Here is a 22,642-nt window from a genome sequence, read left to right as displayed (position 1 = left end):
GGTCCCCAACCTACTGCGTGCCAACACTGCGGTAACACCCTCCAGGAAGGCGACCACGCAACCGTCTTCGCCGCCCGCCCAGCTGACTCCGACCAGTGGGCAATCCATCGCCCTTACTGTCCGACCTGCAGTCCCAACCCCATCCGCCACCCAACAGTCGGCTGTACGGAACTACTGGCCAAGTGCCGACTCGGCACCCGCGCTGATCTAGCCACCCAACAGTCCCGACTGGCCGTCATCGAACCTGAACTCAAAGACTCGAGTCCACCTACCAATAGGGCCACCGACCCACGGGCGATCCCCGTTCCGAACCGATGAGCCCCTGACCACGCATCACGCCGACAGCCCGTGAGCCACCGCGCTCAGCTGTCCGCACTCTCCACAGTCGCCTTCAGGACTCGATGGCACGCCCCCCCACCCAGTCAGCACGCCCACAGCGCACACTCGGACTCGAGGTGAGCCCACCGTGACCGACGCGGGACTTACGCCGACACAACAGCCCCCGCTCTCGCCGGCGGCCAGCCTCGAGATTGCTACCGAACCCGTTTCCGAACTCTGGATACAGCTATTCGACCAGCAATCGATCCGAGATCGATTCATTCGCGCCGTCCGCCGGTTCGCCGACGGCTGGACTGTCACCGAGTGTTACGAGGCCCTCGAGGATCAGCAGATCCCCTACTGGCTACGCTCGCGAATTTTAGACGTCGCCCGCGGGAACCGACGGGAAGCGTGGCGACTAGCTGCCGATCTCGTGCCGAACCTCGGACAGGGACACGCGAGTCTCGAGGACCTGTTCGCGACTGCCGACTTCTTCGCCACTAATGTCCCCGATGAGCAGCCACCGACGCTTGCGGTGACCATCGGCCGCGAATTCGAGGATGCCCCACGGCGCAAACGCGAGTCGATCTGCCGACTGCTTGCCGTCCTTGCGACCGGCTTCGAGATCCGCGTCGTCGCGAGTGGGCGCACTCAGCATTGGCTCGCTCGAGAGCATCGCGAAGAGTTGCCCGGCGTGAGCGAGTGGCGAAAGACACACCTTCCTACTGGGGACCGCGTCGACGAAGCACTCGAGGTGCTGGACCCGGACGGCCGCAAGGTCGAACTGCTCAGACAACTCGCCAACGAACCCGCCCAGACGCATTCAAGGCACGCACTGAGGGCGATGCACGACGTTGACCGCAGTCGGATCTCTCAACTTCTGGTCTCCGAGCAGAACTCGCTCACCGAGCTTGGACTGGTCGCGGAATTCGGACCAGCGGATGATCGGACTGTCGAGTTACTCGAGGCCGGTCAGCAGTTACTCGAGGAGCTGGACGCCCAAGTCGGCCGTCAGCAGGAACTGGTCGAGGCCGTGAGCGACACCGGAACGTCCTCCACACAGTGCCGTGTAACCCCGCGTACACGAGGGGAGGGGAGTGACGGCAGTACAGACGGCAACCCCTACCGGACGGCCTACCTCGACCGTCCAGGACATGCCGGTGCCATTGGATGTGGAGAGGCCGGCGACATCACCCTCGTTGAAGCGGCGTTCGAGGACCAAACAGATGCTCCGGACCACACTCGGTATGTGAGCTTCGACGACGATCGGGAGGAAGCCGTGGTTGCTGTTCGGGCGAGTGGGCCCCTGCAGTACGTGGTGAGTCTCGCGACGGCGTTAGCATCTCCCCGTTTGCTCAACCGAGTCCTCACCGATGGTCGCCTCGAGTCCCTGGAGGATCCGCCGACGATTCTTCGGAATGCTCGGTGTATCGGTGGACTCTCCAATGTAACCCTTGAGGATCCCGAAGCACTCCGTGAAGCGTTCATCGAGTGGGGGACCGATCTCGAGGATCTCACAACAAAACTCTCGGCCGGCGTGTACGAGGATCGTGATCGGTTCCGTGGATCGATCATGCGGTCGGCTCACGGGCTTGCTGGCTCGATTGTGCATCTCTTCGATACTCTCGGGATCGACGTCGTTCGCGAACTTCGAGTACCGTCCGGGCTCGACACGAGTTCGCTGAAGGAGCTCGCGACCACAATCAGCATTGCGACGGCAATTCAGTCGAAATACGGTGCGTTCGCCTGCTACCGGCAACTGTTCGAAACTCGAGAAGAAAAACGCCAGGGTGCGCTGTCACCAACAGTCGACGCCAACGATCCAGTGGGGACGCTCATTGGCTCCCTTGTCGTTCGTGGTGAAGACGTCCACCGACTCCGTCCCAAGCTCGAGCAATCGCTCGAGACGCCGACAGCGCTCGCTGAGGATTCTCCCGAGTTTGCAGTCCACGTCTCCCTTTCGGCGGTCGAGCGAACCGCCTACGCATCGGCTGCAACGCGAATCCTGCAGTCCAAGAATCTGCGACCGACTCGAGAGACAATCTCGTTGCTCCACGCATTGACCGGCTCACCGTACGCTGCTGCTCAAGCACTCCACCAACTCGCCGGCGAGGACAAGCGTCGAGAACTTCGTCCGGACGAACTCCGCTATGCGCTGGGAACGCTCAGGCCTGAACAGTTGCTTCCAGATCTCCCACCGGCAGTTGGTCGAATCGTCCAAGCGCTTCTTACCGCTGAGAGTTGGCTCTCACAACAGGAGCTTGCCGACCGTGCAGAGATTTCAACACGGACGATTCGAAACTATCGCGACCGACTTGAGGCGCTCGACCTCATCCGTGTTGATGAAAACGGGTATCGTCTAGCGGTATCGTTCCAGACTACCACTGAACGCCGCAATCCCATCGTTCCAACCGTCCTCGAGAAGAACCAGACGCACCTCGATGCAGCCGATGCATTGCTCGAGACGGTGCTCCCGCCAGATCGATACGGCGATCCCAACGATCCGCTCGGCAGCGCACTATTCTGGCCACCAGATCCAGGACGGTTACTCGATCATCCGATGATCGGCTCATGGATGCGATTAGCAGCTGCTCTTACAGCTACAAAACCCACTGAAGACAGCCGGGCGATTATGGGCCCACCGATTGAGCAGCAAGCGCTCTTACGTACGACTCCTACGTAGGCACGGTACCAGAANCCCACTGAAGACAGCCGGGCGATTATGGGCCCACCGATTGAGCAGCAAGCGCTCTTACGTACGACTCCTACGTAGGCACGGTACCAGAACACACGAGGGGGTCATAGAACGGTTCGCATACCCCTCTTCGACTACCCGACGAACGGTACGTACAGGGCAAGCAAATAACATCCAGCACAGAGAGTGTATTCGGCTGAACAGATTTTCAGCCACAAAAATACATCAGTTGGATGACCGCTAAAAGCGATCATAGGATATATATCTAAAGCACTCTACAATCAGCGTAAGGTGTCCATTTCCCACACCAACTGCTGGCGTTGGTATGTGTCACGGGAAGTGGACAGTATCGCGGTATAGGATCAGTCGGGCTTCCCCCGCCGGATACCACTGCGATGCTCATTTACTTCTTTGCTGTACCGCACTCCGAGTAACCACCACATCACCAACATCAATGCCAGCAGAAGACAACTTCACCGTCACGCCCTACGCTGTCGAAGGCGACATCGATTACGACCGACTCCTTGATCAGTTCGGAGCCGACCGTCTCCCTCCCGAACAGAAAGCTCGGTTTCCCGATCCCAGCCATCCGCTTGTCCGACGAGACGTGTTCTATGCTGAACGAGATGTAGACTCATTCCTCGACGCTGTAAACAGTGGCGAACCCCACTCAATTGTGACTGGACGCGGCCCTTCCGGGCCGATGCACATCGGCCACATCTTTCCCTTCTACTTCGCAAAATATCTCCAAGAACAGACCGGAACACTCGTCTATATCCCCTTCTCCGACGACGAAAAGTACTTTGTCAAGGATAAATCGTTGGACGAAATCAGTGACTGCACTCGCCAGAATCTCCGCGACCTCCTCGCTGTCGGGTTCGATCCTGAGCATACTCGCATTATAGTCGATACAGCAGACGCAGACGTGGTGTATCCACTCGCCGCTGCCTTTGCAAAGGACGTAACACAGTCAACGGTAGACGCGACGTACGGAGAACCTGAGAATATCGGCCTTTCGTTCTATCCTGCCGTCCAAGCTACTCATTTGCTTCTCCCACAACTCGTAGAAGGTCGCCATCCGACGCTCGTTCCGATTGCGGTTGATCAAGACCCTCACGTCCGTGTCTGCCGTGACATCGCGGCCAAGCAACGCTATGACGTGGCCAAGCCCGGTGCCTTACTCTCGAAGTTCCTCCCGAGTCTCGAAGGGCCGGGGAAGATGAGTACCTCCAGTGATGCTCCGAGTATCCTCCTTTCTGATGACCGCGAAACAGTAATCGATAAAATCCGCACACACGCCTACTCCGGTGGACAAACGAGTATTGAGGAACATCGATCAAAAGGTGGAAATCCGGAGGTAGATGTCCCGTATCTGTTCTTGTACTATTTCTTTGAGGAAAGCGATGAGCGGGTTGAACGACTCGCAGAAGAATATCGTAAAGGGACGCTGTTGAGTGGTGAAATCAAGGAATTAGCAGCAGAGCGTATCGCGGACTTTCTCGAAAATCATCAAGAGCGGCGAGCGGCGCTCGGTTCGCTTGAGGAGGAATTGTCTGGTTATCGGCTGACCGAAGCAGAGCGACAGACTGCACGAAGACGAGCAGGGTATCCTGACAACGCACTTTCGCAACACTAGGCGTCTCTGTCTGCCGTTTTTATTTCTACATCAAACTTGACTCGGCAAGATCATCCTCCAAGCATCTTGCTGAACAGATGTAATATACGCACATCTACGTAACGGTTGGTTCACCGAAATAGGGATGAAAACAACTCCATGAGAATAGTTCTATGACCCCCTCGAACACACAGAATGTCGCGGCGCTGAAGCGTGCTGGCGACCAAGACCTCGTTCATCCTAGCCAAGATATCAGGTACGTGGTCATCGATGATGAGAGTCCCCCACGGGAGCGTGTCGTCCTCGCCCATGAAGAGTCCGATACGTACGACTCGTCGTACTACAAAACCCAACTCCGTGCTGTCGAAAGCATTCTCTCTCCGCTCGGGTAGGATCAAACAGATATTCGTCAGGAACTCGCCAAGACACGGGAGCAGGATCTGACGGAGTTCACGGTTATTGAGCCTAGGTAATTAGCCATCGGAGGAAGTTCCGCTCCTGCTTCCGAACAACCTGGAGGATCTATGCCGACATAGTGATACAGAGGGACCCCCCCCTGTGTCCGCATAATCTTCTGAAGAAGGGCTGGGGATACCGTAAGAAAGGAACCCTCTCCCCCCACCGTGTCCGCATAAATTGCTCGGGGATGTTTAAGACAACGCTTCGTCCCCCCCCACCACGTCCGCATAATTTGGACGCAAGAGCGTCAGACGTTCCGGCTTACGTCGATTCTTCACTAGATGTGATTGATCTTTATTCGAAAATCGACCACTACGGACCGGCTAGTTTCTTTGTAACTTAGTTCTTTGCTTACCCTAGCCTTCTTACCGGGAGTTCGTGAGAGTATAGTTCTTGGTCCGAGATTATGCAGACGCAGTGGGGGGCGGGGGGATAAACCAATCCAGCTATGCGGACGCACTGGACGCTCCGGACAAGGGGGTTTTATGATCTCTGAGTTATTGGTTCCGGATAACATGACCGGTGATGAAACGAACTCGGGGAACCCCTACGGGACACTCGACAGCAATCCCTACAGTACGTCCGTTGAAGTCTTCGCCGATGAAAGTGTCCTAAAGGAAGATTGGCAACCCGAGCAGCTCCCCGAGCGGGAACCTGAGCTTGAGGAGATCAGGAACGCTCTCGCCCCTGCAACAAGAGGGGTGAACGCACACAACTTGTTTCTCTACGGGAAAACTGGCCAAGGAAAAACCGTGGCCATAGACCACGAAATCGAGTTACTCCAAGAGTATGCCGACGATAGTGACGATCTCAATCTAAGTGTCATCAAGACGAGTGCGAACAATCAAACAACGAGCTATCAACTCTGCGCGCATCTGATCAAGGAGATTCGTGGGGGGACGAAGAAGCCGAGTGGAATCGACCAGCAGTCAATGTTCGACCTCCTATACCAAGAAATTGGCAGTCTCGAAGACACGGTTATAATCGTTATCGATGAGATCGATGCTATCGGAAGTAACGACGAACTCCTCTATGAACTCCCGAGAGCACGGAAAAACGGTCACATCGAGGATCAATGGGTGAGTGTAATTGGTATTAGTAACAACCTCCAATTCCGAGATAATCTTTCGCCGAAGGTCAAAGACTCCCTATACGATTCAGAAATCGAATTTGCCCCGTACAACGCCAATCAGTTGACGACAATTCTAGAACGACGTGCGGAACGTGCATTCGTTGATGGTGTTCTCGATGGCGAGGTTATTCCCTTGTGTTCAGCGTTCGCTGCCCAAGACGAAGGCAGTGCTCGACAAGCTATCCGTCTCTTGTATAAGGCGGGCGAGTTGGCGCTCAATCGTGACGACGAGGCCGTAGATGAGCAGCACGTGCGCGAAGCTCGCGATATCCTTGAACGGAAACGGATCGAGGAAGGGATGCGTAGTCTGACGACGCAGGATCAGTTCGCACTTCTCTCCGTCGTGGCACTCGAGATTGACGAAGAGACGCCGGCCCGGACGCGTCAAGTATTCCAGAAGTACAAATCAATTGTTGATAGACTCGATGGGAACCAACTCGTTGAGCGCCGCGTCCGCGACCATCTTCAAAGCCTCGGGATGCAGGGATTTCTCCTCGCTGAAACCCGAAACACGGGGATTCAGGGTGGATCTCACTATCGATTCGAGCTGAAAACAGACCTCGAAGCTACTCTCGATATCCTTGGTGAAGACGGCCGCATTGATGATGTCGTTGAGGATCTAGTCGATATTGCGTCTGCGAAGAGACTGATGTAATATCGCCGCTTCCGGCACTGCTAGATGATGAATATTCGCGCACGCGAAGGTCGACCTAGATACCACCACCAATGTCCCTCACAAGAGTGTTCCCATATTCTGCTATTATCACAAAGATATAATATCCTCTAAGGGAGCTANCGACCTAGATACCACCACCAATGTCCCTCACAAGAGTGTTCCCATATTCTGCTATTATCACAAAGATATAATATCCTCTAAGGGAGCTATCTCGAAGACAGGGATGCAATCTCAACCTGAAGTAGATCCAAGATGGGATGATCCAAACTCATACGATGAAGATCTCCCACCAGACTGGGATGCACGACGCCGACGCGTCTATCGGCGCGACGACTGGACATGTCAGGAGTGCGGTCGTCAGAGTGGACCACATGCAAACGGAGATGGTGTTCGGCTCCATGCTCCCCACATGTCGCCGCGATCCGAGGGCGGTTCGAACGCCCTCTCAAATCTCACTACGCTATGTGAGCCGTGTCATGATGACACCCACGAGCATGATATCTTCGGCGATGACTGGGTTGGTGAGCCGGATCGGGGACGCAGCCCAGAAACCTCTACCAGTACGGGTCGAGCTGGGTATGCAATTGCTGCAGCTGTTGGGTTGTTCGCCGCCATCAATCTCTTCTTGATTACGTTTGCCATCGAGGCTCTCACCGAGCTTTCGACGCCCGAACTCGTTGGCGCGTTTCTCCTTACCTCGATCGTGGTCGCCGGGTTGACAATTATCATTCCAACGAGGATCTGGCAGGCTAACTCGGTTGCTCTTGGTCTCTATGCTCTCGGTGTCTGGGGATCAGATATGCAGGCCACCGATCCTGGCGGGATCTTCTTCCTTTCACTCGCAGCGATACCGTGGCTATTCCTTTCAGCTGGCCTCTTTTTCAGCAAGATCTGATCGCATCTCCAAACTGTGCGATACAGACAAACCATACAAAATAGACAAGATATGTAAGCCGTACAAAATAGACAAGACATGAAAATCATACAAAACGGACGAGACGTACAAAATAGACGGTCTACTGAGTGCGAAAGCGAATCAGAGAGGAGCTGCCGACAGATATCGAGACATCACGAGAAGAGCGGCCCGATGTTCTCGAGGAGCTTTAAGAAGTCGTCTGTGAAGACAGAGTGTGAGGGAAACACTTACCGGGTCTCAAGATAATCGATGAGGCAATCAGGTCGCGGCACCGAACGGTGGCGTCGTGACTGTTCGAGAAGTAACGTCCGGGGGGCTGCCNGGGTCTCAAGATAATCGATGAGGCAATCAGGTCGCGGCACCGAACGGTGGCGTCGTGACTGTTCGAGAAGTAACGTCCGGGGGGCTGCCACCCCCCGAAGTATGCGTCCACGAACCACAACGCGGACAACGGAGTTCGGAGTGAACTTGCCGACGACGTGATGTCGTCTACTTGGTCCTTGAACGGGCCGAGTAAAAGACTTTTCGTCGGCGGTCGCTGTCTGCAGTGTTGATTTGGGCGCGTTAACCCCCCAAACCACAGAAATGACGGACACGCGAACGACGGCAACGGACGAATCGGACACGAACAACCCAGCTTCAAACAAAACTACCGATCGAATCGACTGGAGCGTCCCGAAGAACCCGTGGAACGATTTTCAGGACCATCTCTCTCAGAATCGGACGAGTGTTCGGGCTTACGAACGGCCAGAACTCGAGCGCGCAATGATCGAGTACACTGATCTTGACAACTCTCCCGAGTCGACCATCGACCGGCTTGTCCGAGCTGCCGGACGGCGACCGAAAGATATCGAGGACAGCGAACCAGTTACCAGCGACTCACTAGCGAACGAGGATCGAGTGAGAGTACAAAAGGGGGTCGACGCTGACATCGCGAATGGGTTCCGAGCGAAGGTGGAGCAGAGCGATGACACATACGGTGTCGAGCTCGGTCGGGCACTTCGGAAGTACCTCGAGGACGATCGTCAATCCCGTCTCAATCGGAAACTTGACCGGATCGCCGACGACGCTGAAGGTCTACTCTCGACATTGGCCGACTCAAACAGCGACGGGCTCTCGAGTGTTGAACGAACGACGATCACGATCGTGAACGAACTCCCCGACGTGTTCGATGGCGAGACGCTCGAGAAGGCTATTTGTAAGCATGCTGGACGTAGCGATAGCCCGGCAAAGCAGACTGTCGAGGAATACCGTGAGCGCGTAATCAACCACCTCGACGACGATGTCAAGCGATACGACGATGAGGACGGTACTACGGAATACCTCCCACCAAAAGTCTGGAGACAGAAAATCGTCGGGGATGTGATCGACGCTCTCGGTGGCGACCGATCTCTTAACACTGCGCCGGCGTTCGACCGCGCCGATGCTTGCCGTGCACTTGACGCGAATGGGATCGAGGTTTCCGAGAACAACCGCGAGCAAGTCAATGCGTTCGTCGAGCAACTGATCGATCGGCTCGGGTTCGAGTACGACGGAGACACTGATGAGTTCCGTGATCCGGAAGATGTCAACGACACGAGCGACCCCGTGGAGGAGTCCGAATCCGAGCCCGAGACGGCAGATAGTGAGGACACTCATCAGAACAGCGACGATCTCGAAAGCAATACTGAACCAGAGACACCAATCGAGGAAACCAGATGGTTCTCTGAGGTTGTCGAATCGATCGTTGATGCAGATCGAAATCTCGTCGCGCTCTGGGAATCGATGGATATCGAGTATGCTCGCGAGTCGATTGCCGATCAGATCCCCGACGCTCAGCCAGATGCAACCGCGGGGAGTGTTGCTCCGGAAGAGATCGACGCTGTCGCCGATGAAATCGGACTCACGCTCGAGGAGTGCACAGAGATAGCGCGAACTGACAACGGAAGACAAGTGGCCACTGACGGCGGTGTAGTGAGCGAATAGTCCACACTCAAACAGGGCCGAGAGATAGGCCGATAGACGAATGTATGGACAACACGTTTCGAGAAGATCGTGATTTTTCGGTTAGCGTCAGCTACGTCTCTGCTCTGTTCCCGAGACCCTCCATATTGATAGCAAGGGGGAGAATTCCTCTCTGCTGAGCGAGTGGAACGACGTCACCTCGAGAGCACGATGATACGAGTGAAGAACTCATCATCCAGATTCTGGAAGATGGAGAAGTCATTGCGGAACAGTCGACGACCGCGAAATACGGCGTCGCGCAGACCACTCACTCTGACTTCTGAACTCCACAGGAGCTTTTGTGCGGAGTGCTTCGAAACGGGAAGTCGTCAGGGCTCCGATTGACCTTGAGCGAACCTCGATTTTCTTTAAGTGGTTCTGGCTACAAGGTAGAGATATAGCAGGGGAGTCGTTTTTGTGCTTCTCAATTCGGTAGCGTAGACTGTCGTCACTGCTCGAGGTTTACCTTTACTCACCGTTTATTGAAAATCAGAGATGCGAACTGTTCTATGGCCCCTCTTAGCTGATTGTCGAGACGAGGAGTTTTTTCTTCACCTGGAGATCTGAGAGTGAGGGCGACACGAGGATAGGCACCGGAAACAGCGGAGAATAGCGAGTACACAGTTGTACAGGACGAAGATGGACAGAAGAAAGACCTGTGCTCCAGCACCCTACCCTCACCAAGTTAGGGTTTTGGTGGTTTCACCACACCCCCACCCTAACTTACTGAGGGTAGGGTAGGGGGGTGCTGGAAGCCAGCACCCCTTTTGCTGTTTTGCTTTTCAGCAACAGCACCCACAGCCGTTCTATTGGCTATTTACCTAGGAGAGTCTTCCCGTCGGACTCGTTCGGAAAGACTCTCGAAGAAAAAACGTCTCTCAGAAAACGTCGGAAAGACAGCTATGACACGGTCACCAGTAGTGCGGTTCAGCGGAGCCATCAACTCTAATTCACTCAGCGTGGAATTCTTGAGCCGGACTAAACTCAGTGAGTTCCTCGATTCGAGTCTCGAGATCATCAATCTCCTCACGCAGTTCAGCGGCCTCTGGCTCGTCACTGGCGGCTAACTGCTCTTTGAGACCTTGGAGTCGCGTCTCTTTGTGCTCTTCATCAACGTCGGCTTTCCGGACGTATTCTCGATCTTCGATCTCGTAGACATCGCTTCGACTCAGTTCAGTGACCTCGAGGGCTTCATCGACCTTACTGGAATCAACGCTGATGACACGTTTGCGTGGGATCCCAGCGTCCTCGAGGGTTGCCAGTACCTCCTCTTCGTCGCGCAATGATTTGTACGTCCGACTAGTCCGTTGGACAGATCCGAATTGCGCGTGAATAGGCTGATCGTGATGAACCCGCTCAAGCAAGACGTCAGCAACATCTTGGCGGAGGTCATCGGCATTCCGCTGGACGTCAGATAACAGCGTATAGAGGTTCACCAGTGTGGATGTCTCTTGTCCACTAAGATCGGTTACATCGTGGCGCTCGAGTGCATCAGTAAGGAGGAGTGCGTCAGCATAGATGGAAAGGTCGGGTTCTGTTCGTTCAGTCTCTGTTTCGGTTTCTGGAGCTTGGACGAGCTGGGACGGACCTGGGTTCTCGCTCTCTCGGATCAGCCCCTCGCGCTCATCAATCTCGAATCTGGGGTGGAGACTCAAGACTGCCGCATAGGGTTCGGCGTCGGGGGGCAATCGTTCGAGGTCGAATGTATCGGCTGCATCTCCAATTCGGCGTGCAAGCGTCTCGAACTGGTTACGCTGGAGTGGTCGCTTTTCCTCAGAGTCCGAGAACTCGATGACGATCCGATGCTCCTGGACATCGACGATGTGAAACGGCTTTTTCGATAAGGGTGTCACCAGTGTCGCCTCATCCCCTAACGCCTCACACTCCTCGAGCAGATTACTCCAGGTCGACTGAAACGTCATTAGTCGTGGATAGGGTCCCAACACCGAAAACTCTGCCCTCACTGCTGCTCGTCGATGAATTCAGTCTCTCTTACCTAGTTCTCTTGCTCGCTTTTGGGAGTCCACCACGCGGGGGGAGACATGTTGGCGTGGAGTAGGTCGCAGTGGCGATGTATACGGTGGAGAGGNCTCCACTGCCACCGCTATACGATTTTGATCTCCCATTACAGATTTTGACAGTTATCCTGTCTTTTATATCTGGCCGATACAATACGGTTTGTATGGACGAGACAGCCAAGATTAGTGTAGCTCAGCAGAAAGGTGGCGTCGGGAAGACAACGGCAGCGATCAATGTCGCTGGCGCGCTTAACCAGCGTGGTCGGGATGTCCTCTTGGTCGATATCGACCCACAGGGGAATGCAACGGAAAACCTGGGGATGCCAGAGGTCTACGATGACGAGCCCCCGACGCTATTCGATTGTCTGACTGATGCGGAGATGCGCTCGCACGTGACGGAGATCGTCCGTGAACACGAGGAGATGGATGTCATCCCGAGCAATATCGATATGACCGCGGTCGAGCCAGAGCTTACGCTTTCGCGTCGCAGCGGAGAGCAGCTCGATGCCGTCCTCGAGTACGTCGCGGATGACTATGACTACGTCATCATCGACTGCCCGCCTAATCTCGGGAACCTCACGGACAACGCATTGTATGCGGCCCAGAATATCCTTGTGCCAGCGCTGGCGGAGTCGACCAGTAAGCGTGCGTTCGAACTCCTGTACGATCATGTCGACCTCCTCGAGGCGGATTACGAGATCGAGATCAACGAGGTTGGCGTCGTTGTCAATCGAATTGACGTCCGGAAGAACCAGGCCCAGCAGATGGTTGAGTGGATCAACGAGGCCTACGACGATGTCCCTGTCTGGGAGATTCGTGAACGGGCGGACATCCAGTATGCTCTCGAGAACGGCACTTCGATCTTCGAATACAACGATGAAGCTGACGTTTGTGAGGCCTTCCTGAACATCGCAGAGAGTCTCGATTCGCAGTTTGGATTTGCGTCACCGTCTGACTCCGGGGTGGTTCAAGCATGAGTGATCGTGCGAGTCGGCTCCGTGAACGACGGAACCGGTCCAAGGAGAAAGTCCAATCGCAGGCTGCGTCTGAATCGGGTTCAGAAGATCGAAGGCCCGAAGAGTCTGAAGAATCAAAACCATCCAAGACGTCCAAAACGGAAAAGACATCCAAGACAGACGAGACGGGCAGCTCGCAGGAATCGACGTCGCTCAAGGATGAGCAGGTCGGCACCTACCTCTATCTCCCAGAGGAGCAGCGAGACGAGATGAACTTTCGCTACAAGATGATCTCTGCAGAGTATGAGCGAGAGTTCGGTGAGAGTCTCGAGAANGAGGAGCAGCGAGACGAGATGAACTTTCGCTACAAGATGATCTCTGCAGAGTATGAGCGAGAGTTCGGTGAGAGTCTCGAGAAGAACCGTCACTACTACCCGCTCGTGATTGAGTATGGCTTGGATCGCCTCGAGGGTGCCACTCCTGAGGAGGTCCAGGAGCTGCTCGAGGGGCTCGACTACTGAGGCAGTGTCGGCATCCCCACGGGAGGAAGAAGTCAAAGTCACTCAAGAGAATTCGGTGAACAATCGGAGCTGATTCAGCTGTTGGTTGTTTCCTCAAGGTCGTCATTGGTGATTGTAGAGAAGGATGTTCCACCACATCTACAGCCATTTCGAGCTCCAATTGGGAGGATTTGCCCATCATCCGTGGTTGTGGATGCATATACGCTCCCACAGTAATCACAGGTGGCCAAGTGAGCTTGCTATCTTTTATCCGACATAATTTCCTCTCTCTACCACACCAACACACTTGAATTCTACAGGTGCAGTACGCGTCCTCGTTGGTCATTCTATAGACGTAATTATGCCCTGGCTGAGGTGGTAATCGCAAGACGGCACCAAAGCGTCCAGATGTCCGAATTTACTCCGATGTCGTCTGGCGATTCAATAGTGCATCTTAAAAACAGGTGAGTGAATTCGAGCAGCGCGGTGAAACTCCCTGAGTGAGCTAGAGGTCGCGGGGTTGGACAGTCCTTCGGTCGTTCGCCTCAGCACGCTGGTCAGCCTCGTCGAGTAGCTCAGTAACTTCGTCGTCGAGTGCCTCGTAGAAATCTGCCGCAACGTTGTAGTCGTCAAGCGCTTCCTTCACAGCCGCTTTAACAATCAGGTCTGCCATACGCTTGGTGTGTTCTCTCGTCTTCTGTATAAATATACAGGGACCTCACTGTAGAAGTGCATACCCGAGAATCTGTCCCGCGATCTCGTGAGCAAGAGCGTCGTTTCGTGCCACACAGCCCCTGGCAGGAGTGAAAGTTTCGGGTCCTACAGATGAGCGTCGAAGGTTTCCTCTCCGGATCCGTCGATAGTACGGCTCGATCCATCTCCCCTGACAGAGCTGGACCACTCGCCAGAGTAGTAGACCCGGACCGTGTAGTCCTCGGAACTCGAAGAGTCGCTTTCCTCTTGAGCGCTGTCGTCGTGACCGGCCTCGAGGGCGTTCCGGATCGACGTGGGCCGTCTCGTTCTCGTTCCTGTCCCCCTCCAGGCATCCTCGTGATCGGCGTCTTGATCCCCCACCAAGCCGTTGTTCCCTCGAGGCCGTTGTGTTACTCTTCACCAGGCTGTCGTCGTCCTCCAGGTCGTCGTCGCTCTCGTTCGCTCGAGGAGTCACTCCCGCCGTCTCGAGTTATAGATTTTTCGAGATATAGTGGATATCGCTTGATCCCCTGGCTTGCCCTCCCGGCGGTTGTTACAATGCCTATTGTATTCGGTAGTCGCGGATATGCTTCGATTATAAGTTAGATTTATGCGTCTATGACTCATTATGAGTCCCATGAGCGATAGTAAGCAATCCGAGAGATCGGTGCCGATAGGGAAGATCAAGGACCGGCGTGAGTCGTTGCTCAGCGCGCTCGAATTAGCCGGCGGGGAAGCAACCACGCCGACCCTTCGAGAGAACGGCGATGTCCCTCGAGGGAGTATCAATTACCACCTGGAGCTGCTTGAGGAGTGGGGAGCGATCATGCGGGTCGGCTCGGAGCAAGTCGGCGGCGGAGAGAAAGCCGTCGTTTGGGCGATCACCGACGAGGGGCGGGACGCCCTCGAGGAGATTCGGGAACGGGACGAAAGTCCGCCATCGGCTTCCGAACTGGAGGGTCGGGCCGATCTCCTCGAAGCACGGGTGAAGCGGCTCGAGGCGACGTTTAACAAGTTCGCCTATGTGGTCAACCAACATGAGGAGGAACTCGACGTAGTGGATAGTGGGGAGCTCGAGGAGTTCGACGAGGAGTTAGAACGGCTCAATGAGGAAGTGGATCGGCTCGAGGAAGAGATCTAGAGCGCGTCGAGAACCGTACTGCTCCCGTCGCCGTCGTCCTCTTTTTCACTCGGTGCGTGGGGTCCGTCGTCGCTGTCGTCCTGGAGCTCGTCGCCGGCGCCGTCCTTCTCGTCGTCTTCGTCGTCGGGCCCGTCGTCGCGATCGCCGTCGCCGGATCCGATCGCCTTGAGGGGAACGGTCATGTCGCGGATGTAAACCTCGAGGTCTCCCGGGGTGAGCGTCTTATCGTCCCCGGTTGACGGAACGACGACGATGTACCAGCCGTCGCCGGGCTCGGGAACCTCACCACTGTCGAACTTATATTCTGGGATAATCGGCGTCTTGACCGTACGCATGTCGTCGGTGGCCTCGTCGCCGACGGCCGGGTACTGATTGGCGTCCTCGAAGATACTCGCGGCGTCAGGGAACCGAGCATGCACGTTGCCGGCGCCGTCCCGAAGGATGTACTCGCCGGTCTCGTCGTTCCGAACCCACACGTCCTCGGGGGCACCATTGCGATAGACTCTTTCGCCGCCGATACCTAAGGGCCGAAGGTTGTAGAACCGGGTTTCACTATCGACCGAATGCCGTTCGCGAGCGCCTCGAGGTTCCTTGGCGAGCGTCCGCCAGACATTATCAGCGACGTCCTCGCGGCACAAGAATAGACACGTCTTGTTATCGGCCGCGGCGCTTGAGAGGTTGCGGATCGTCTGACCTTGTTTCGTTGATCCGGTCGACTTCTCGGCTTCGAGGATCGCCTCGCGCCCGTTCGTGAGCGCGTCGATCGTCGGGTGATCTTCACGGAACTGCTCGAAGGCTTCGGCGATCGCGGCGGGATCGGCACCATCCTCGATCTCGAGCAGTGGCGTCGGGTCGGCGGTGCCGTCCGGCAGAGGCTTGTCGCCCTCACCCTGCTCGGCGATCGTGACGTCAAGACCGAGCTCATTGAGTGCGGGATATGCGTCCCGGAGCACGAGCGAATGCAGCGCCCCGCCGGCGCTCTCGTCGTCGCCGACGTCTTGGATGCTCGAGACGACGTCCTCCTCGACGGATAGCCACAGCGCGCCGTCTCGTTCGCTCTCGGTGAGCTTCGAGTCGGGGATCGGCTTGAGGATATTGCGCCAGAGCCGTTCCCTGGTATCGATCATGTCCGCTTCGAGGCGATCGGCCACAGCGCCCCGAATCGCGTCCTCGCACGCTTCGAGCGGGACGTCCCGGTCGTTGCCCTCGGATCGGAGCGCGGCGTCGTATACGATCTTCGCGACATCGTCCTGAAGCTGCTCGTCGGTAGCTGGGGAAGCAATGTCGTCGCCGTAGAAGTGACTTTGAGCGGCCTGCTCTTCGGCGGTCTCGAGTGGGGCCCCGTACCGCTCCATGGATTCTTGCTTGAGCTCCTCGAGCTCGTTGTCGGTCCGGCTCTCGTCGCCGAGGACGTCCTCGCGAACCTCTCGGATCGGCGGGAACGTATCGATAAGCGTCCCTATGTCCTCGGCTTCGTTGGTGTACTGAACGAGGTACGCCGAGTATCGAGTCACGTTCTCCAGGTCTTCGGCGTCGGTCTCCCGATACTGAGAGGCTGCATATTGACTCGAGTTGCCAGGCATTTTGAACGAGAGCCAGATATCGACGTTATCCTGAATCGCGTCGCGAACGGCCGGCGCGTCCTTGAGCTGGTTGGCCGGACTCTGACAAGCGAGCGTGCACCGATACCCGAGCCCGCCCCCTTGGGAAAGGATGTGCGGGAGCATGGACTCTCCCGTCGTGAAGTTGTGGACCTCGTCGCCGATGAAGTGAAACGGCGCGTCGTTCTCCGAGAGGAGTTTCGCGAGATAGGTTTCGGCCATATAGGAGTTGGTGAGCGCCGTTACCTCCGTATGACCGGCGTACTCGGGGAAAATCAGAACGATCCACTTGCCGTTATCGACGGCGTCCTGGATCGAGAAACTCGGTTCCCGAGCGGAGATCATCGAGCGAATACTGTCGGGTTGAACGTATTCATCGAATCGGCCCGCGAGAGGGTTGAGATCGATATTATCATCCTCGGCCATGCGTTCGGCAGCTTGACCGATAAACGCGAGCCGATCATCATCCATCCATTCGGAGAACTGCTCGAAGTTGCCCTTATAGGAGGCCGCGGCGGCGAGATCGAGGAATGTGCACGTCCGATCGGACTTGAGCATTCCTCGAGCGAGCGTCCGGGTCACTCGCTTCATAACGGAGCCGACGTAGTTATCCGAGCCTCCAGCCTCGGCGACCATCATAGTCGCGACGTCAGCGACGGCGTTTGTGTAGGAGTCGAACGCTCGCGTTCCCGGTTCGATATGACTCGGAATCTCGAGCATATTGAACCGGGGAATATTCTCGTTCTTGTCGTCGAGGTCGACGACGATGAGATCCTCGTTCGGGCGATCCTCCGGCCACTCGGCGATAAACTCGTNCCGGGGAATATTCTCGTTCTTGTCGTCGAGGTCGACGACGATGAGATCCTCGTTCGGGCGATCCTCCGGCCACTCGGCGATAAACTCGTCGCCGTCCTGGCCCTTGGGGTCGACAATAATCCCGCCCTCGTTATCGGTCTCCGGATCGTCGGTGAACCGTCGCATAGCCTGCCCCGCGAAGTTGGTAAGAGCAACCGTCTTCCCCATGCGAGTCCGGCCGAACACGCCCTAGTGAGCGTTGAGATACTCGTCGTAAACTCCGGCCTCAATCCCATCTTTCTGGCCCCACCCGTACCAGTACGGATCGCCGACGTCGGCCGAGTCGATCATCGCAACTTGCTTCTCGGCCTCCGAGGCCATCTCGCTCACACCGGCGCTCTCGAAATCAAATCGGGGAGTTCCCGGCGGAACGCCCTCTCCGGGCTTTGAAAGCGCCCAGTTGAAGTTTTGCTGATTGATCTCAGCGTTCGGGATATGGACGAACCCGGCGACCTCAGCTTCGGACTTGATAATCCCGCGATCCTCCCATTCACGGGTAATGAGCCGATCGAGACCGTCGCGGAGATCGGAGCCTTTCAGCGGGATCGGCTCGAATTTCTGTTCGGTGGCCGTCTCGTAGTAGTTTTCAAACTGGGTGGCGGCCTTCTTGACTCGCCGTCGGGCAACTTGCTCCTCGCTCGAGACGGCGAAGATACGGATATTGACGTTCCAAGCGCGATCTCCGTGTTGATCGCGAACGATCTTAGCGGCCTTTTTCTCGATATCGGAAGGGGGATGCTCGACTCGAGTCGTCGTGAATAGCCGTCGCTTTTTCTCGTAGCGTGGTTGCTGGAGGTTGTGAGCGATCGTATCGATCCCGGGCCCACCGTTGACTCCGTGCACCCAGTCGCGCGGTTCCGGCCGGAAGACGACTTGCATGAGGACGTCGGCGCTCGCTTCGCCGTCCTTCTTTGAGTCCTCGATCGCGCTCGTGATCCCACCGAACGGGTCGCGTCGGAACCCTTCGAGCTCGAGGTTCTTGATCGGATAGAGGGTATAGAGGGAGAGATCGAGTTCGGCCCCGGCGACGTACTTCTCGGCGTCGAATGAGAGCGTCTCGACGGGAGCCTGTTCGATCAGCGCGTTCGGGTACTTGTCCTGGAGCTGGCTCTCGAAGCTATTCGCCCACCCCTCGGCCGGGACGTACTGAATATTCATCCGCTCTCCCGTGTAGCGAATTTCGAACGAGTGAGCTGCCGAGACGTTCTTACGGTCTCGGAACCCCGCGCGTTCGACCTCATAGATCGACTGCATGAAGTCGCGGCCGCTCTCGATTCCTTCGTTATCCTTGAACGGCCGTACCCGAATCGCGGGCCGGTCGTCCTCGTCGGGGAAATCGCCGCGAAGGCTCTCGGCAAGTTCGTTGTCGAGTTCGATCGAGCCGAACTCTGAGAGCTTTACCGCCCGATCGTCTCGCTCACTATCCTTCCGTAGCGTCCGGGGGTCACTTCCGAAGAATCCCATGTTAGTAATCACTCCAGTTGCGGCGAACGTAGTCGTCGAACGACCCATGCTTTCGAGCGGTGTAGTTGAGCACGAGGTCCTCGAAGGGAGCAGCCTCGACATACGTCGGGAACCAGCCTTGCTTATCCTGGAGTTGGAGAAGACACTCCGAGAATCCGCGCCCGGACTTTCCCGTCACAAGTTGCTCTTTCACTTCTCTCGCTTGCTTGTCGTTGAGGCCGAACTTACGGAGTGTCTCGAGGTCGACTTTGGGAGTCCGATACAGCTGAATGGTCGAACACTGCGCCGTGATCTTGTCTTTGCTCGAGTCGGCGCCGTCGTCGCTCACGAACTCGCTTGGGTGCTGGGAGATAAACCACATACAGGCCTCGTATCGAGCCCATTCGCGAGCGGCTTTCTCGAGCCACGAACTCATCTCATCGCTGTGGAGGAGAAAGTGCGCTTCGTCGATCATAAAGACGCTCTCGCCTTGCGCTCGCTTGATTTTCTCCGAGACTTGGCCGAGCATGAGCTGGAGCATGGCCGACCTCTCGGCGTCGCTCTGGCCCTGGAATTGCTGGAGATCGAGGTAAGCCATGTCGACGTCCGGATCATTGAGGCCGGTCGACGTCTCCCCGACTAGGTGAGCGTACTTTCCGTTCTCATTGAATCCCGAGAAATAATCGAGGAGTTGGCTCGCGTGTTGCACCTTCTCGTTGGCTTCGGCCTCATGGCCGGTGTGGGTGAACTCGTGCGGGTCGTCGAGCATATCGCCGAGGACGTCGAGAAAGTCCCGAACGGTCGGACTCTCGTTCGCATGGCTCTCGAGGTCGTGTTGGTAGATCCCTGCTCGAGCATAGGTCTCCTCGAGGGCCTCCTCGATCGTTGAGGTAAACTCCCCAGGTTTGACTCCCTGGGATCGAAGAATCCCCGCGAAGAATTGAGACGCCTCGTCGATTTTCATGCGGTAGGGATCAATCTGTCCGCTCGACTGCCGGAGCCGTTTGGAGACCGGCTGAATGTCGAGCGGGTTGATCGTATCGCTGCCGTCGACGACAATATGTTCGCCGTCGCAAAGCTCCGTGAGGCCCTCGAAGCCTCCCTGAGTGTCGCATACGATGAGCGTGCGCTCATCGTTCTCCAGGAACCAGCGAGCGGCCGCTTTCGTCGAGCCGTAGGTCTTGCCCGAACGGGACTGGCCGATCGTAATGATGTGCGGCGCAGCTCCCCGGTTGAACGGATCGGCCCGAAGTAGGCTCCCGTTGTGCTCGTTTCGGCCCCAATCCATCCCACCGTCCTCTTGGACGGTCTCCGTGCACGGCGGGAATAGCGCGCCGATCGTTCCCCCAAGAACGCGAGTCGTTTTGTCGACGTCGGTGGCCTCGTTGTACCAATCGCGGCCGGTAGGGGAGGCACTCTCGAAAGCCTCTCGCTGCCGAGTCGTCGGGGGGAGCGGGATCATGTCCGCGGGCGCTCCGGAAAGCGTCTTTTTGACTCGATCGGAACTGTCTCGGAGCGCCTCCATCTTTGCGCCCTCGAGGCCGTCGATCCCTTGAGCGCGTTCGTCAAACTCCTCGAGCGCCTTGAGGGATCCGGCGCGAACGGTGACGTACCCGTTCGCTCTCCAGGATTGTGTCGACGTTGATCGGAGCATTTCGTAGTACATATGGTACGCGTCCGAATCGGTGTGGACGTCGTCGGCCGTCACGTCGCCGTCCTCGAAGCGTTCGGAGGCCTCGGCACCGATCGCCGCTCGATCGTTCGCGAGCTCGGAGATCGTCTCTTTCTTCGGCTCCGGTTCGAAGTGAAAGGTCGTATGGAGGTCGACACCGCGCATGGTATAGAGATCCTCGAGAAAGAGGCTCTCGGGAGCGACGGGCCACTCGGAGATCCAGTAGGTCTTCGCATACTGTTCGCCGACCTCAACGTAACTCCGGTGGACGTCGAAGTGACTCGGCGAGAAAGCCGTCGTCGTCCCTGATTGCACGTCGCTGCCGCCGTCGGCCGCGGCTCTCGAGCGAGTGTCTGAGTTGGGATCGATTGCGGCCTTTGCGTCCTCGTTCCCTGGTTGATCGGCCTTCCATTCCGGCTCCTCCGAGTGATCCGGGTCGCGAAACTTCTTGTCGCCGGGCCATACCGACGGCCCGGAGTGCGTCCGTTTGAATGCGTGCTGGAGCTCGTCGTCCGGGGAGGTCTCCTGTCCGGTCCAAAACGAGAGGAGGAGACAAGCGTGCTCGTCGGGGCTAATTCGCTCTCCGGTCACTCCGTCGACCGCGTTCACGAGATCTCCCTCGATCGTGTTGAGCCGGTCCTCGAGCTCCTCTTTCATGAGACGGCGACGGCGGCGCTCCTCACTCCCCGAGAGCGGGTTAATCGGATCGAGGTAGGAACGGAGTCCGTTCGACTCGCTCTCTCGGCGAGAGAGTTGTCTTTCTACCTCGCCGGGGGAGACATCGACGACGACGTAATGACTCCATTCGCGGGCGTCCCAGGGAGGGACGTCGCTATTCTTGTACCACTCAACGAGATCGAGCAGATACTCTTTGCTATATTGGTCGGCTCCGGTCTCCGAGAGATCCTCGAGAGTTCGATTCTCGTAAGCGGCCATGAGCTCGTCAGGATCCGGACGGCGAGTCGTCGAATGGAACCGGAACCCAAAGTCCCGAATCTCCTCATCAATTACGCGGCCGACTTGGTGAGCTATCTGGTTGCGGACGCTCTCCTCGAGTTGGTACGTATTTCGGCCCTCGAGACGGACGAGGCCAACGAGGCGGCCGTCATCCATCTCTGCTGTTCCGTCCGCAAAGATCCGCTTGACGCCGTGTTCTCGCTTCTGCTCGAGTTCCTCGTGACTCCAGGGGAGCGCCCGCTGGAGGCCGTGATAGCTGAGTCGGTTCTTGACCCGCTCGCGCGGGGAGTTGTACCATCGCGACGTTATCCCGAGCTGCGCTCCAATCATGGTTGCTCCGAGGCCCGCGAGGCCTGGAAGAGCTGCGGGGATCGCACCGTAGCCGATCCATACGTAAGCACTCCCGAGCATGAGTGCGCCGCCTGGAGCGAGCATGAGCGTCTCTTTGAGGTCGAACGGGCCGAATATCTCGTTCGACGTATCGATGTAGGGGAGCGTGATTCGAGAGCCGTTGCGTTCGATCTCTGTGGTTTCGTCGGACATTGTTTTGCTTGATATCGTAGGTCAGTCGTCGGCGCGAGTCTTCGAGGCTCGATCGGCGTTGCGCTTGCTCTGCATGAGTGAGAGCGTACTCGAGGAACGGGAGCTGGAGTTGGAGGAGCTCGACCCCCCTCCGAACGAACCGACCGATCGAGAAGAGCTCGAGGCCGATTCCTTCGAGGAGCCGGAGTACGCTCGTTGTTTGACGTTACCTCGAGACTTCGACGGGGAGGGAGTGTCCGTTGTCCGGCTCTCCTGGAGCCGAGAGCGGAGTCGAGACGCTCTCGAGCGGGCTTTGCTGGCCGCTTGTGTCGAGACTCCGCTCATGCCGAGGCTCACGGCGCTCGCGATCGTCACTTTCCGGAGGACGTAGTACGGGAGCCCCATCCGTTCTAGTTTAGTGACTGGCTGAGACGGGGATCGTGCCGAAATTGTGTCGAGTCTGACCGCAATCATACCGAGGTAGCTACTG

The 22,642-nt window shown here is 56.9% G+C and carries 13 protein-coding genes and 1 pseudogene; 9 read left to right on the top strand and 5 right to left on the bottom strand.

Annotated features, from left to right (window positions below; all coding sequences use genetic code 11):
- Positions 1–466 precede the first annotated feature (466 nt).
- The 6 genes and pseudogenes from C492_RS00230 (at position 467) to C492_RS00205 (ending at position 9,776) form a co-directional block, all read left to right on the top strand.
- Positions 467–3,001, top strand: a complete 2,535-nt coding sequence (locus C492_RS00230) for an HTH domain-containing protein (RefSeq protein ID WP_008419385.1) — start codon at positions 467–469, stop codon at positions 2,999–3,001.
- Positions 3,002–3,467: 466 nt separating this feature from the next.
- Positions 3,468–4,649 (top strand): tryptophan--tRNA ligase, encoded by a 1,182-nt coding sequence (locus tag C492_RS00225; RefSeq protein WP_049892546.1) that lies wholly within the window; start codon positions 3,468–3,470, stop codon positions 4,647–4,649.
- Positions 4,650–4,813: 164 nt separating this feature from the next.
- Positions 4,814–5,101, top strand: a pseudogene (locus C492_RS25745) (type B DNA-directed DNA polymerase); the annotation flags it as partial.
- A gap of 501 nt (positions 5,102–5,602) precedes the next feature.
- Positions 5,603–6,874 (top strand): AAA family ATPase, encoded by a 1,272-nt coding sequence (locus C492_RS00215; RefSeq protein ID WP_049892551.1) that lies wholly within the window; start codon positions 5,603–5,605, stop codon positions 6,872–6,874.
- Between the two features lie 244 nt (positions 6,875–7,118).
- Entirely contained in the window at positions 7,119–7,790 is a 672-nt protein-coding gene (locus C492_RS21930; protein WP_083898717.1) for an HNH endonuclease, read from the top strand.
- Positions 7,791–8,576: 786 nt separating this feature from the next.
- Positions 8,577–9,776 carry a hypothetical protein gene (locus tag C492_RS00205; protein ID WP_008419376.1) on the top strand — a complete coding sequence of 400 codons (1,200 nt, stop codon included), beginning with the start codon at positions 8,577–8,579 and terminating at the stop codon, positions 9,774–9,776.
- 968 nt (positions 9,777–10,744) lie between these two features.
- On the opposite strand, the gene C492_RS00200 is transcribed toward C492_RS00205, so the two are convergent.
- Entirely contained in the window at positions 10,745–11,716 is a 972-nt protein-coding gene (locus C492_RS00200; protein WP_008419375.1) for a hypothetical protein, read from the bottom strand.
- 260 nt (positions 11,717–11,976) lie between these two features.
- Between C492_RS00200 and C492_RS00195 the strand changes: the two genes are divergently transcribed.
- Complete coding sequence (locus C492_RS00195; RefSeq protein ID WP_008419373.1) at positions 11,977–12,789, top strand: ParA family protein; 813 nt, start codon at positions 11,977–11,979, stop codon at positions 12,787–12,789.
- 984 nt (positions 12,790–13,773) lie between these two features.
- On the opposite strand, the gene C492_RS00185 is transcribed toward C492_RS00195, so the two are convergent.
- Positions 13,774–13,941, bottom strand: coding sequence for a hypothetical protein (locus tag C492_RS00185; protein ID WP_008419369.1), 168 nt, complete (start codon positions 13,939–13,941; stop codon positions 13,774–13,776).
- Positions 13,942–14,087: 146 nt separating this feature from the next.
- Positions 14,088–14,342, bottom strand: coding sequence for a hypothetical protein (locus tag C492_RS23350; RefSeq protein WP_008419367.1), 255 nt, complete (start codon positions 14,340–14,342; stop codon positions 14,088–14,090).
- Between the two features lie 256 nt (positions 14,343–14,598).
- Here C492_RS23350 and C492_RS00180 point away from each other — a divergent pair, with 256 nt between their 5' ends.
- Positions 14,599–15,102 carry a hypothetical protein gene (locus C492_RS00180; RefSeq protein ID WP_152424769.1) on the top strand — a complete coding sequence of 168 codons (504 nt, stop codon included), beginning with the start codon at positions 14,599–14,601 and terminating at the stop codon, positions 15,100–15,102.
- 2,645 nt (positions 15,103–17,747) lie between these two features.
- Here C492_RS00180 and C492_RS00170 read toward each other — a convergent pair.
- The gene (locus C492_RS00170; RefSeq protein WP_049892542.1) at positions 17,748–19,022 is read right to left on the bottom strand and encodes a hypothetical protein; all 1,275 of its coding nucleotides are present in this window, start codon (positions 19,020–19,022) and stop codon (positions 17,748–17,750) included.
- 1 nt (position 19,023) lies between these two features.
- Positions 19,024–22,173, bottom strand: coding sequence for a VirB4 family type IV secretion system protein (locus C492_RS24925; protein WP_008419364.1), 3,150 nt, complete (start codon positions 22,171–22,173; stop codon positions 19,024–19,026).
- 73 nt (positions 22,174–22,246) lie between these two features.
- Between C492_RS24925 and C492_RS00160 the strand changes: the two genes are divergently transcribed.
- Complete coding sequence (locus tag C492_RS00160) at positions 22,247–22,543, top strand: hypothetical protein (protein ID WP_152424768.1); 297 nt, start codon at positions 22,247–22,249, stop codon at positions 22,541–22,543.
- Positions 22,544–22,642: the final 99 nt, after the last annotated feature.

The sequence above is a fragment of the Natronococcus jeotgali DSM 18795 genome, assembly GCF_000337695.1.
GTDB classification, from domain to species: domain Archaea; phylum Halobacteriota; class Halobacteria; order Halobacteriales; family Natrialbaceae; genus Natronococcus; species Natronococcus jeotgali.
Note: the sequence above shows the minus strand (reverse complement) of the source record. Positions and strands in the feature narration are given on the sequence as shown.